Consider the following 15334-nt stretch of genomic DNA (forward strand, 5'->3'; position numbering starts at 1 on the left):
GGCACAAGACAGAGAGCCGCGGAACCAGAATATACGATCGCTACCGCCGTGCTGGCACCCTGGCGCCAGCACGGCAAGCGGCCCTGGCGGAGCGGTTTTTAGCTCCAACGATCGTTGAAGAGATAGCCGATCGCCGCGTCGACTACCTTCGTGTTGTTGCCGCCGTTTTCTTTCCGGGCAGTCAATTCGTCGAAATTCACCGCCCAGGCGAGCCAATGGGCGTTCTGCACGGCGGCGTAATCGCGGCGAACCGTCAGGCGATCGTCGAGCACGCTGTCGATCAGCACCGCCCGATCGTAGCCCGTGCTGGCGACCCCGCGCACCGACTCGAAGCCGCGGGCTTCGTGATCGAAGCCGGAGCCGATCATTTGAGCCGCCTCGGGCCGAGCGACGAAGGAGTCGTTTCCGGCCGAATCGAGCATGATGGCCTGATCGAATCCGCCGGCCGTGGCCCGGGCGCGGATGACACCGAAGCCGCGGGCCTCGTGATCGAAGCCGGGCCCCTGCAGGGCGGTCCACTCGGGGCGAGTCACCAGCGTGTCGTTGCCGGTCGAGTCGTACATTACGGCCAAGTCGTTGCCGCTGCTGGCACGCCCGCGAACGGTCTGGAAGCCGCGGGCCTCGTGATCGAAGCCGGCGCCTTTCAGCGACGCCCATTCGAAGGTGGTGACGAACGTATCGTCTCCCGCCGAATCGAGCATGATGGCAATGTCATTGCCACTGCTGGCTCGGGCCCGGATGACATCGAAGCCACGGGCTTCGTGGTCGAAGCCCGCTCCCTGGAACGAGGTCCACTCGGGTCGCGTGACGAGCGTATCGACACTGGTCGAGTCGTAAAGCCAGGCCGTGTCGTTGCCGCTGCTGGCGCGAGCGCGCACGGTGCGGAAGCCGCGTGCCTCGTGGTCCAGGCCCACACCGTAGAATGCGGCGACGGCCGGCGTAGAGACGAAGGTGTCGTTGCCGGCCGAGTCTTGCATGATTGCGACATCGTCGCCGGCCGTGGATGTGGCGCGAACGACCTGGTAACCGATGGCCGCATTAGCAAAACCGGGACCGACCATATAGGACACGGCGGCACCCGTCACGAGGGTGTCTGCACCTGCCGAGTCCTCGAACACCGCCGAATCAACGCCGCCGCCGCTGTTGACTTCGATTCGCTCCGCTCGCACGTCGACCAGGAAGCCGGGGCCGAAGAGCTTGCCCGTGCCTGGTCCGAATCGGACGAGATCGGCCTGCGCCGAGCCGGTGAGAATCGCATAGTCATTCCCCCCCGCGCCGTCGAAGATGATGTTGGTCACCGTCGCCGGATCATACTCGTAGCTAGCGCCATTGACCGTGATGCGGTGCTTGGCGCCGGTGGTGAAGTAGAACACGTCGTCGCCGGCGGTGCCGTGTACGGTGACCGTGCTACCGACCTGCTCGACCACGTTGGCCAGCAAGACGTCGACGTTGGTGTTCGTGCCTTCGATGCTGATGTTGTAGGTGGCGCCAGCCGTGGTGGGCAGGTCGAGCCGCGCGCCGGCATTCGACGTGGCCACGACGTTCATTTGGGCGTCGTAGACCGTGATGCGAACGTTGCCGGCGCCGGGAGAGAATCGTGGCGCCACGGTGAGGATGCCGCCGGTTGCCGTGGTAAAGCGGTAGTTCTCCGGCCGACGGGCCAGGTTGAGATTGCCCACCCATTGATTCGTCACGGCGCCCAGGTTGGCGAAGAGGGCCATGACGACCGTCTGCTGATTGCCGAAGTCGATGTCGTTCACGACCTCGCCGGCGAGCACGCTGACCATCTGCGGCGCGTTTGCCAACGGGAAGGTTTGCTCCCAGCCCGGTTGTACGACCTGGCGGATCGTATAGCTGCCCGCCGGCAGGTTGAGGAACTGGTAGTTGCCGTCGGCATCGGTCACGGCGGTGCGTTCGCCAGAATCGAGATCGCCGTTCGAGTTGGCATCGACGTAGAGCGTCCAACCCGCGAGTCCCAGATCCTCGGGATCGCGAATGCCATCTCCGTTCACGTCGTGCCAGGTCGTGCCGTGGATCGCGGCGCTGCCGAGCACGATGCTGTACGAGTAGCGGTCGTCGGTCGCCTCGCCCGGCACGCCATCGCCGTCCTGGTCGACTCTGGCGTTGTTGTCGGCGGCCGTGACATCGGGGCCCACGACGATCGTATAGGTGCCGTCGGCAGACTGCGGCGTGAAGTTCACGCGGAAGACCGTGCCGCCGAGCAGCGGAGTGATGCCCGAGATCGACGCCAGCAGGCTACCGCCTGGGCCCGTAAAGCTGACGATATCGGCCAAGGTGAAGCTGCCGGCATTCATCGGCTCGGAATAGACGATGTCGATAAAGCTCAATGGGGCGGCCGAGATGGCGGCGGGACTGCTGGCCACGACCTTCGGATTCGCGCCGACGAAACGATTGCCGAAGTCTTGGCCGGTCAGAGTCAGCGAATTGCCGATCAAGGTGACATTCTGGCTGTTGACGGCGCTGGCGACCGGCAGGACCAACCCTGCCAGGTAATTTTGCTCGCCCATGCTGGGCGAATTGAACCAGCGGAAATCGCTGGAGGTGTTCGTATCTTTGTTTCCAGTACGCTGCAGGGTACCGAGGCCGGAACGATCGGCGCCGGCCCCCGTCCAACTTCCATGGAGTCCTTTGACATGGACGCCTTGGACGGTGACATCGAAGCTGGCGATGTCATCGGGCGTCCATCCCCAACCGACCCAATCGACGACTTTTCCATTGTTGTCGACGATCATCACCCAGCCACTACCGATGCGGGTGTTGTTCGTGTTCCAGAAGATATTCGCGCCAAAGTAATGGTCCGAGGGTGAGTCGGTACGGTAGAGGACCTCGCGCGGCCCGATCGAGTCGGGCAATTGCCAGACGACCGAGTTGAACTCGTTGATATTACCGAAGGGGGCGTCGCTGATGGCGACAAACCAACCCCGAGTATCGAGCACCGAGTCCGAGACGTTCTGAATCTCGAAGCCGTCCTTGTTTCCCGCGTCGATCTCGGTGACCATCAGCGGCTTGGCAGCAGCTCCGGAGAAGGTCGTCTGCTGCCATCCGTTCTGGGGCAACTCGGCGATGGTGTAGGAGCCGATCGGCAGGTTCGAGAACTTGTACTGGCCTTGGCTGTCCGTCGTGGCGGTCGGCTCGAGATAGCGGATGGCCAGGCCGAAATCGTAGATCACTCCCTTATTCAGCGTGGTATCGTCGGTCACCTCGAGCCACCAGATACCGTTCGGATCCTCGTTGTAGAGGGGCACGAGCGATTCTTGGGGACGGTAGCGTCCGGTATACGGCGCCGTTCCCGCCGCGATCGAGGTCGACGCCTCGCTGTCGAGAATCGTGCCGAGAAAGTCGTCGAGATTGCCGCCGATATCGGCAAAGAGTTGAATTCGCCGGCCCGTCGGGCTGATGAGGAACACGTCGAGGTCTTGCACCGCATCGTGCTCGATCGTCAGCAAGACGTCGACATCCACCAGCGTCGAGGTCGGAATGCCGTAGACCGTCGCCGGAAATTGCATCGTCGTCGTCAGGCCGAAAATCGGCAAGGCGTCGATGATCTGTTGCGGCAACGTCTTGGAATGGAACGTCTGGCTGATCTCGTCCCGCACCCCGTTCAGATTCATGTCGAGGTACATGGTGAAGCCGGGCAAGCCCTGCTCGTCGGCATCTCGCACGCCATCTCCATCGCGGTCGATGAACTTCGTCCCTTCGACGGACCCCCGCCGCAGCGTACCGAGCGCCTTGATGGCCTCGTCGGCCAGCACGTAGCCATAGCCGCTCAGGAAGTCGTGACCGAAGCCGTACATGTCGATCGCCGACTGCTGCATGGCGGTATAGATTTCCCAAGGCGCGGCATCGGGAACCGCCTGTCGCATCAAAGCGGCAATAGCTGCTGCGTGCGGTGCTGCGGCCGACGTGCCGAAGAAGTTGGGAAAGCCATCTCCCTCCACATCGAAATCGAGGAAGGGAAGCCCGGTACGGGGACCAGGGAAAAACGTTGTATTCGTTCCGTCAGGCGCCGAGATATCGGGCTTGAGTCGAATCTCGGGCGTGGCGAGCCGTGTGCCGAAGGTGTCGAACACGATGGGAGTACCACCCAGCGACGAGAAGGCCTCGTTCACCAAGGGGTTGCCCGTGAAGCCCGGTGCGTTCTGGTAGAACACCGCGCCCGTGGCTTGCGCGCCGAGGGCGTTCGGATGACCGATGATCGTCGAGGAACCCGAAACGGAAGCAAAGCCGTCGATCGACGGAACCGGTACGCCACCCCAGTGCAAAATCTTGAGGATATTCGCATTCGGCGTGGGATCGGCATCCGTGGTGATTTGCAGCGACCACCGCTGCAGCGTGCCTGAATTCGGCGGCACGGGCGTTTCCGAGGCATGGCTATCGTTGTCGGTAATCAACAACTGCCACGTGCCGTAGGGAGACTCTCCATCGAACAGGGAGAGCGCTTCAGCAGGAATATAGAAGTTGGCGAAGGGGGGATTGCCTTCGGCCACCGCTAGGGTGGCCTCGTCATCCAGCCCCATCATGAACCCTGGCGTGCCGAAGTTGTTGCCACTGCCACCGACGTTGGCGAACAACTCGATCACGGTTCCATTCGGGCTGACGAGCGAGACGGTGAGATCTTCATCCCACTCGTGATCGATCTGCAAGCGGACGTTGACGTCCGTGATGATGGCGTTGGTGGCCACTCCCCCGGGGTTTAATACGACGAGGTTCGAGGTGAGCGTGTTGCCGTCGTTCGGAATGGCCCTCGGCACGTCGGTCGATGCGACGTTGAGCACGACCGGGTTGAAACGTTTGAAAACGGCCACGTAGAACGTGTCGCCACTGACGTCCGCGCCGTTGAAGAACGAGAGGAATTCGACAGGATCGCCACTCCCGTTCGTGACCAGATTGTTGCTATTGCTGGCCGCAACGACGGTCCCTTGCGGTTCTGGCTCGAACGGGTCGAAGTTGCTGTCGAAGATATAGATATCGTAATCGCTCAGAGAGCCAGGTTGCGTGCCGTCGAGAGGGAGCGTTTGCGAGAAGAACGGCTGATCCCATTGCATGGCCAGCGCCAATCCGGCGCGGTCTGGCACCACGACCTTGAAGATGTCGCGGTGCAGCGTTCCGCCTCGGAACGCGGGGGCGAAGTCTTCGGACTCGAAGGCGCCGGCGGCGAAATTGCGCGAGGCGATGTAAGATCTCGTGTACGAATCATTCGCGTTGTTGCCTGCCGACGAGTAATAGGCCGTACCGTCGGCGACAACCTTATCGACGGCGCGGGCAATAAAGCCATCTTGAAACCAAGGGGCCGTGGCCCAGCCGATATCGTCGACGATGATCTGCGCGCCGGCTTCCGTGGACAATTCCTCGATGCCGTTGGCGAAGTCCAACTGGCTGATGAAGCCGGTATGGAAGGCCAATTGGGCGCCTGGCGCCAGATCGTGGATGAGTTGCATCATGCCGCGGCCTTCGTCGGATCCGAAGGGGATATCCTGCAGCACGTTGATCTGATGGAGGGGGGGCAAATCGCCGGTGGCGGCATCGGCAATGGCTCCGCCGAGCGCATTGAACGAGTCGGAAATGACGCCGATGGTGACCCCGGTTCCATCGAGGCCGAACTGGCTGCGGGCCGTGTTGACGTTCGAGGCCACGTCCGCCTGGCTGACGGTGGCGCCGGCATTGGTCTTCGCGGCGTAGGTCGGGTAGGCGTATTGCAGGCTCGAAAGACGCGCCATCTCGTCCAAGGACTCGATGGGCAGGTAGCCGGCCACGACCACCCCCTGCGCCTGCCCGTTGGTCAGGCCCAGCGAAAGCAGGCCGGTCGCCAGTTGATTCGTCTCGCCACCCTTGGCGATCGCATAGACGCTCACCATGTTCGATTGCACGTTCAGATTCAGATTCTGCGGCGCGAACGTGGCGTCGAAGTTGGGATGCGACTGCAGAAACTGACGATGCTCGAGGTGCAAGGCGGACAGATCGAAGCTGAACTTCCCGGCCGGATCGACGAGCGAAGTATCGAACCCCGTCACCGCCAGCAGCGAGCGCTCTTCGAGCGGATCGATGCAGAACAGGCGTTTGCGTCGCGAGGCAGGGGGGGTCTTCCGAAGCATTTGCATCTGTCTACCGTCTCTTTTCGCCATTCGCGGCGCGGAGCCGCACGGGTCGTTTTCTAGCGGACGATTGTACTCTGAATTGCCCTACCGCCGGCACCGATCGGCGGCCGTCGTCAACTCCAGTGATTCTCCAACACGTAGTCGATCGAATTCACCGTAACGCTGTTCTGGCCACCCTGGCCCCCTTGCGCCTTCACATTCTTGAAGTTGTAGAATTGCCCGGTCGTCCGGGCGTTGCTCACCTGCGCCAGATTATTATTGGCGATGAGCGTATCGTCGAGCACGCTGTCGATCAGCGTGGCTTGATCCAGCGACGTGCCGGAGCCTTGTGCCATGACCTGCGCAAACCGCTCGACCACGGTTTCCACGTTGGCCGTGGTGAGCCTGGTGGTTTGGAGCGCGAGATCGGCCACCAGGATGTTGGCGCCTTGCGAGCCATACATCGACGCGCTATCGACGCCGCCGCTGCCGATGGCCTGTACCTTGCGGAAGCCATAGGCCCGGTTGTCGAAACCGACGCCCTTGAGCTGCGCGGTGCCGACGCCCGAGATGAATGTATCGTTGCCCGCCGAGTCGTACATCATGGCGGTATCAAGGCCGCTGCGCGAGTTCGATTCGACGTGGGCGAAGCCAATGGCCCGATTGTCGAAGCCGTTGCCCACGAAACGCACATTCCGCGGCGCGGCCGTGAGGGTATCATCCCCGGCCGAATCGTACATCAAAGCGGTGTCGTTGCCGCTGTTGGAGTACCCTTCGACCTGTCGGAAGCCATACGCGCGATTGTCGAAGCCTCCTCCCCACAAGCGGACATTGCCGACCGCGGCCAGCAGCACGTCATTGCCGATCGAGTCGTACATGCGCGCCACGTCGTTGCCGTTGGCCGAAAGCGTTTCGACCAGGGAGAAACCGTAGGCGCGGTTGTCGAAGTTGGCGCCGTTCATGCGGACGTTCTTCGGCGCGGCCATCATCACGTCGTTGCCGGCCGAGTCGTACATGAAGGCCACGTCATTGCCCGATCGCGAATACGACTCGACCTGATTGAAGCCGTAGACGCGATGGTCGAACGAGGCGCCGTAGAGCCGCGAATTCGACGGCGAGGTCATGAGTACATCGTTGCCGGCCGAATCGTAGAGTTGCGCGAAGTCTTTGCCGCCCGAGGAGTTGGCTTCGATCTGGCGGAAGCCGTAAGCACGGTTGTCGAAGCCCGCACCGTAGAGCCGCGTGTTGCCGGGCGCCGCGATGAGCACGTCGTTGCCGGCCGAGCCGTACATCACGGCCACGTCATTGCCGACGCTGGCGGTCGTCTCGACCTGGGCAAAGCCGTAGGCGCGATTGTCGTAACCGGCGCCCCTCAGCCGCACCGAGCTCGCCGAGGCGGTCAGCACGTCGTTGCCCGGCGTATCGAACAGGCGGGCCTGATCGTTGCCGCCGCCCGAGTAGACCTCGGTGTGGGCGAAGCCGTACCCTTCGTTCGAATACACTCCCGGCGCGGCGAGCGTCGTACGCGACGCGGTCATGGTCAGCACCTCGGACCTCGAGCTGCCGTGGATGATCATCGTGTTCTTGCCGCCGTTGCCGAAGACGCTGATATTCGGCATGTCCGCCGCCACGATTTCATAGCCGCTGCCGCGGAACTTCACCGTACCAGCCCACAGCTCGGCGATCTCATCGGCGTCGGAGCCGTTGATCACGACGCGATCGCCGCCGCCAAAACCATTCAGGCGGAAGCTCGTGACCGATTGGGGCACGTTGATCACCTTGCCGTTCAACCGCAACGTGGAGCTGGCCAGCGTCGGGCCGGCGATGAACTCGAAGAGATCGAAGCCGGTCGTGCCGTTGACGGTCATTTCCGTGGGGGGGGGCGCCACCTGCGTATTGGCATTGCCGCCGCCCGAGTTGCTGCCGCCGGCATTGCTGCTGCCGGCACTGGAGCCCGACGAGCCGCCCGAGCTGGAATTGACCGGGACGTTGCCGCTCGTGCCGCCGCTTTGCCCGGCGCCCGAGCTGCCGACGCCGACGATCGTCTGCGCGGCACTGACACGGAAACGCTTGCCGAAGATGCCCGTGCTCGTACCGATCGGCGTCGCATCCTGCCCTGTCCAGATGACCACGAAGTTGCCATTCGAATCCATGGCGATGGCAGGCTGTGTCTGGTCCCCTTCGACGCGTTCGTTGATGTGATACTCGCCCAAGGGCGTGTTCGTGCCGGCGCGGGTCACTTCGATGCCATCGGCTCGGTACGAGCGGGCATAGATGCCGTTGCCGTCCTTGGTACCGTTGCCATCCTCGTCGTGACCGAAGCTGGTCCAGACGATCGTGAAGTTGCCCGCGGCATCCATCGCAATCGACGGCGTCTGCTGGTAATTCAACGTCGTCGCATTGACTCGGAACTCATCGCCGGCTCCTCCCGTGCGGGTAAAACGCCGTGCATAGATGCCGTAGCCGCTGCCATCCTGGCCGAGCGATTGCCACGTCACGACGAAATCGCCGTCAGCGTCCATGGCAACGTCGGCCAGACGTTGCGGGCCATTGGTGGTCGTATTAACGCTGAACTCGCCACCCACGGGCTGCGCCGCCGCGTTGTAACGCTGGCCGAAGATACCCCACGAGCTGCCGTCCTGGGCAAAGCTTTCCCAGATAATCACAAAGTTGCCGTTGTGATCGAGCGCCACGCGCGATTGATCCTGGCGATTGGCCGAGGTGCTGTTGACGCGGAACTCGCCACCGATCTTCGAGCCATTCGAGCCGTAGCGTTGGGCGTAGACGCCGTCGAGATCGCCGTCTTGTCCCGAACTGGTCCACGAGATGACGAAGTCACCCCCCGGCCCCATGTCGATCGCCGGTTCAAATTGCAAGCCCTGCGTGAACGTGTTGACCAGGAACGGCGCACCGCGCGGAGTGCCGGTCGGCGTGAAGGGCTGGGCATAAATGCCCACCGAGTCATGGGGACCAGAGCCCGTCCATACGATCATGAAGTTACCATCGCGATCGCGAGCGACCGCGGGGGCCAGATTGATCGACGAGACAGCCGCAGACTCGATGATCTGCTGTTCGGTTCCGATCTTGTTGCCGGCGGCATCGAACAACTGGAAGAAGACCGACGTCGCGCCGGCGGGGATGACAATCGTCGGATCGGCCGACGACGGCAGCGTCGTGGGGCCGCGCCAGACTGCCACGAAGTTGCCGGCGCCATCCATGGCCACCGCCGGTTGGTTTTGCGTGCCAGCGAAGGTCGTATTGACGACAAACTCGCCACCGGCGCCCACCGGCTGGCCCCCCTGGCCCCCCCCTCCCGTACCACCGAGGTCGGCAATCGTGAAGAAGTGGTTGTAATTCAGGCCGGGCAGACCGTCGTAGTTGCCGTCGAGGAAGTTGGTCGACGTGTCGGCGATAAAGTCACGCACCGTCAACATGTAAGCACCCGGCTCGAGCGGAATGGTTCCGCCGGCGAAGCCGTTGCCATCGAGCGACAGAATCGCTTCCCACTTCTGCGTCACGGAATTCAAACCGAACTCGATGTGGGTGATGGCGCCGGGCAGCTCGACGCCATTGCGCGACAACGACCAGTTGGCCGGATTCGTCACGCTATCGAAGCCGAGATTCCCGTTTACTTGCGAGAGCCTCTCGCTGAAGATCACCTTCATCTGCAAGAAGGTGCTCGTCATGACCGTGCCCGACTTCAGTTGCGCGTCGGCAACTTGCACATCGGTCACGATCGGGCCAGCATTGTCGCCCGAGATGTTGAACAAGCGAGCGAAGACCCCCGAAGCACCGGCCCCCGATTCGCCAATGCCCGCGCCCGACCAGGCAATGACGAAATCCCCTTCGCCATCGACTCCCACCGAGGCGAATTGCTGCGTGCCGACGATCGTCGTATTGACGCGGAATTCATCGACGCCATCGGCCCCCAACGGGGGCGCGAGCGGCGTGCCGTCCGCGGCGAAGCGACGAGCAAAGACGCCCGACTGATCCTCGGAATCCGCCTGCGTGCCATTGCCGCTCCAGGCAATGATGAAATCGCCGTCATGGTCCAGCGAAACGGACGGCATTTCCTGGTTGCCCAGCACCGAGACGTTCGCCTGGAACTCGACTCCCTGGGGGACGCCGGCCGCGTTGTAGCGTTGCGCGAAGATACCGTAGCCGCTGCCATCCTGTCCCGCGCTACTCCAGGCGATGACAAAGTCACCCGACAGATCGATGCCGATCGCGGGACTCTTCTGCACACCGAGTCGGCCGATGGGATTCGTGGCCGTTCCGGAGTTGACAATAAACTCTGTGCTGAGCGAGCCATCGGGCAGCAGCAGCCGGGCGACGATGTCGGTGCCGATGCCGACCAGGTCGGGCGTGGTCCAGGCAAAGACGACGCTGCCTTGGGCGCCCATCGCCACGACCGGAGCCTGCTGATTGCCCGCGGTGGTCACATTGACGCGTGCTTCGTTCGTGACGGCCTGGCCCGCCGAATTGTAGGCGCGGGTGTAGATGCCATAGCCGCTGCCATCCTGTCCCGAGCTGGACCACACGATGAAGAAGTCGCCGTCGACGTCGACGGCCACCGACGCTTCTCGTTGCGTGCCGCCGATCGTCTGGTTGACCAGGAACGGATTGCCTTGCGGCACGCCCGACGAGTTGAAGCGTCGTGCGTAGATGTTCGACTCTGACGCCAGATCGCCATCCCGTCCAAAGCCCGACCACACGACAATGAAGTCGCCGTCGGCATCGATGGCAATGCTGGGCGCATTCTGGTGACCGACGGAGAACGATTGATCCCCGCCCGCGGCCGAGTTGACGCGGAATTCGCCCCCGAGCGGCACGCCATCGCGGGTAAAGCGCTGAACGTAGATGTTACCCTGGCTCGACGCGTCTCCATCCTGCCCGTAGGACGTCCAGACGACGACGAAATCTCCGTCGGCATCGACTGCCACCGTGCGCGAGCCCCCCGTCCGCTGTGCGCCGGGCACCGTCGAGTTAACGGGAAATTCGATCTGGGCTTGCGCTTGCTCGGGCAAGACCGAGAAGTTGACCGCGAAGGGGCCACCGGGCAGACCGTCGTAGTTGCCGTCGAGGAAATTCCCCTCGACGTCGGTGATGCGGTCCGAAATCACAAGAGTGTAATCGCCGTCGAGCAGCGGCTGGATGCCCGGCTCCGACACGTCGCCATCGAGGTAGAGGCGTGCTTCCCATTTGCCGGTGCTCGGATTGAAGCCGAACGTGATGTCGACAATCACGTCGGTCAACAACCCACCGTTGTAGAAGAGGAACCAGTTGTCGGGATTCAGCACGCTGTTGAAGCCGGTGTCGCCACCTTCGGTCGACATCTCTTCGCTGAACGTGATGACGATCTCGGTGATGTTCGTCGCGTCGACCGGCTGGTTCGGAGTGATCTTCGCTCCCCCGGCGAAACCATCGGCGACCGTCGGCGGCACAACGTCGACACGTTGACCGAAACGACGTGCGTAGATACCGTCGCCCGAGCCGTCCTGGCCGACGCTGGTCCAGACGACGACATAACTCCCCTGGTGATCGATCGCCACTGAGGGGAAGCGTTGATCGCCTACGATGGTCGAGTTCACGCGGAACTCCGAGCCGATCTCACCCGCCCGACCGAACAAAATGCTTCCCACGGCCTCGTTCGGCGCGTAACGTTGGGCGTAGACGCCGAAGCTATCGGGGATGCCGTTTACCGGGGCGCCGTCGTCCTGATAACTCTCCCAGACGATGACGAAAGTGCCGTCCGGCGTCATCGAGATGCTCGAGTACTGCTGATTTCCATCCGTGAACGTATTCACCCGGAAGATGCGTACCTGCTCGTTCGTCACCGGATGCGCCACGGTCTGGTCGGTGCCGTCCGGACGGAAACGCCGGGCGAACACGCCATTCTGACCACCCACGCCGGGGCCATAACCGTTGCCAGATCCGTCGGTGCCATAACTGGTCCAGGTGATGACGAAGTCGCCATTGGCATCCATGGCCACGCGCGAATACATCTGCGATCCGGATTGATGATCGACCGTTCTCAGGCCGGTGTTCGGCACATTGATCGTATCGTTGACGTTGACGCGCAATTCGCCCGACAGTGGCGTGCCCGAGCTGCTGAAACGCCGATAGTAGATATTCGTGTCGAAGGGGAGATCGCCGTCCTGCGCGTTCGAGGTCCAGGTGATGACGAAGTTGCCGAACGCGTCGGCGGCGGCCGAGGCGAAACGCTGGTTCTGGAAAGTCGTCTCGTTGACGCGGAACTCGCCACTCACGCCCGGGATCGTGGTGTTGACGGCCACCGTCGAGTTCGTGCCGTCGACGAAGACCGGATTGACTGGCACGAGCTGCGGACGATCGAGGCTGCCTCCCTTGCCGATAAACGTGACGGCGAACTCCGAAGAACTGCGCGCATCGACTTCGACCTCGATGCCGAGGGCGCGCAGCGCGTCTTCGATCTTTTGGGCGGTGACGTCGTCACGGTCCGTCGTCGAATAGGTGATCAGCGCGGTCACCGGAGCGCCGGCATCGTTCCCCAGGCGCAGGCGGAACGAACCCGTCGTCGGCTCGCCCAGGATGCGGATGCGCTGCTGCTCGTTGACGCCGCCGAGCCGCTCGCCGGCCGAGGTGTAACGCTGCGCGTAGATGCCGTAGCCGCTTCCGTCTTGCAGATAGCTTTGCCAGGCGACCACGAAGTCGCCATCGACGTCCATGGCGACCGTCGGAAAGCGTTGAATGCCCTGCACGGTGGAGTTGACGCGGAACTCGGTCGCGTCGCGGGCATTGCCCCGCGCGTCGAAGCGCCGGGCGAAGACATCCCAGCCGCTGGTGGCATCGTGGCCATAACTCGACCAGGTGACGACAAAGTCGCCGTCGGTGTCCATGGCCACGGCCGCGTTCGATTGCGTGCCGGTGGCAATCGTGTTGATGCGGATCTCGCCGCCGATCGGCGTCCCGTCGCGATCGTAAAGCTGGAAAAAGACTCCTTGCGAGTCGGCCTGCCCCGGCTGCGTGCCGTTGCCGCTCCAGACGACGACGTAGTTGCCGTCGCCATCGCGCGCGACGGCCTTGCCCGTTTCGGGAAGCGTGCTCTGCGCGCCGTTGGTGGTCGTATTGACGCGGGTATCGACGCTGATCGGCACCGTCACATTGAAGTTGCGTACGAAATCGAAGCCGTTCTTGGTCGCCTCGGCGCTCAGCGTCACCGAGCCGCGGCTTTGCAGCGGATTGCCCACGACGTCGCGAATCGTACGCCGCGCGATCAGGACGTAGTTGCCATCGACGAGTGGCGTGGCCGATCCCGGCGGGCCCAAGGGGCCGTCGGAATCGAGCGTGACGATCGCCGTCCACTTGTTCGTCGCGGGATCGAGCGAGAAGCTGACGTTGCGCACGCCGCCGAGCACCTCGGTGCCATCGCGGAACAAGGACCAGTTGTTCGGATTGAGCACGCTGTGCGTGCCGGTCGCACCGCCGGCGATCGAAAGTTGCTCGTCGAAGATGACGGCCACCTGGCTCACACCCGCTTCAATGACTTGATCCCCCTCCTTGAGGCGTTTGCCGTTCAGGTAGACGTCCGTCACCAAGGCGCCGGCGGTGTCGGTCGATTCATTGAAACGCTGACCGAAGATGCCCTGGGTATCGCCCGGACCGGAGCCGTCCCACACGATGATGAAATCGCCGTCCGGTTCCATTGCCATCGACGGATGCCGTTGAATGCCGGCGGTCGTCGTGTTGACGCGTTGCGGGAAGAAGGTCAGGCTGCCGGGCAACTCGGCGTTGGTCGTGTTGTTCGCGCCGACGGCGGGGAAGACCGCGGCGGCATGATAGCGCACCATCCAGATGCCGCGCGAATCGAAATCGGTATAGCCGAACAAGTCGTAAGCGCCCTGCCCTTCGAAGGCGATGACGAAGTCGCCATCGGCATCCATTGCCACCGTGGGATGCACGTCATTGCTGAGCCAGAACGGATTGATCGGGAACGGATCCTGGGTCGGATCGCCGAGGACGACGTTCACGCGGCTATCCACGGGGGAGGCGGGCGTGGCACCGTTGGCGGCCGCTGGGTTCAAGATGAACCGCCGGAAATAAATGCCGAACGACTCCGGTCCAGGCGCGTTCACGATGACGTCGTTGTCCTGGAAACTTTCCCAGACCACGACGAAGTTGCCGTCCGCGTCCATCGCGATGGCCGCATTGCGCTGCGTTTGCTGCGTGGCGGCCAATTGCGGCGGGATATTCTCGATGTCGATGCCGGGGCCGAACGTGGTCGTGTAGGCCGCGCTGCTGACGTTGACCGTGAACTGAGTGCCGATCGGCAGCCCGGATGGCGAGTAAACCCGGCCGAGAATATCGGAATCGATCAGTCCGTCGAGCTTGCCGTCTCCTTCCCAGACGATCACGAAATGTCCGTCGCGGGACATGGCGATGGCGGGATTGGATTCGTACTGGTAGGACGGAATATTGATGTCGTTGACGAGAAACTCGTTGCCGATTCGTTCGCCGTTGAAGTTGAAGAGCTGCCCGCGGACGTCGTTGAAAAAGCTGAAATCCTGCGCGCGTGTTTCCCAAGCGATGACAAACTGCCCATCGGCATTCATCGCCACGGCAGGATTAAGCTGATCGTGCATGGTCGTGGCGTGCACTTGGAATTCGGCGCCGACCTTCTGGCCGCGCGAATTGAAGCGTTGGGCATAGATACCCGCGCTTCCGTCGTAGGCGTCCTGCTGCGAGCTTTCCCAGACGATGACGAAATCGCCGTCCGCGTCCATCGCCACCGAGGCGTTGCGCTGATCGCCTTCGGTGAACGTGTTGACCTGCACTTCGTCCGTAATGGCCACGCCCTGGCGGTTGAACATGCGCATGTAGACGCCGGCGCCGTCGCCATCCTGACCGTTCCCGTCCTGGTCGAGATAGCTCGTCCAGACGACGACGAAGTCGCCGTCGTGATCGACCGCCACGGCCTGATTGCGGGCTTCGACGCCCGAACCATCAGCGGCATCTGGGAATGACTGGCTGGGTCGGGCGAGCAATTGCACGTATTGCGAGCTGCTGGCGGGGTTCACCTGGAACTGATTGCCCAGCGGCGACACGGCCAGCAGTTGCCGCGCCTCGAGCGGTTCGTGCAGCATGGTGCGCCGTCCGCGCGCGAGCGATTCACCCCCGCGCAATGCGCCGCCCTTGGGTGTCTTGCGGCGCATGGCTGCCGCACGTTTCCGCCACGAAAGTATCGACATCGTCTCAGTTCC

At 62.8% G+C, this 15334-nt stretch carries 2 protein-coding genes; both read right to left on the reverse strand.

Going from position 1 to position 15334, the window contains the following annotated elements; genetic code table 11:
• Window positions 1–98: 98 nt before the first annotated feature.
• Window positions 99–6119 carry a proprotein convertase P-domain-containing protein gene (locus tag KF708_07265; protein MBX3412469.1) on the reverse strand — a complete coding sequence of 2007 codons (6021 nt, stop codon included), beginning with the start codon at window positions 6117–6119 and terminating at the stop codon, window positions 99–101.
• 110 nt (window positions 6120–6229) lie between these two features.
• Window positions 6230–15322, reverse strand: coding sequence for a hypothetical protein (locus tag KF708_07270; GenBank protein ID MBX3412470.1), 9093 nt, complete (start codon window positions 15320–15322; stop codon window positions 6230–6232).
• Window positions 15323–15334: the final 12 nt, after the last annotated feature.

It is taken from the genome of Pirellulales bacterium, from assembly GCA_019636335.1.
Taxonomy (GTDB): Bacteria; Planctomycetota; Planctomycetia; order Pirellulales; family JAEUIK01; genus JAHBXR01.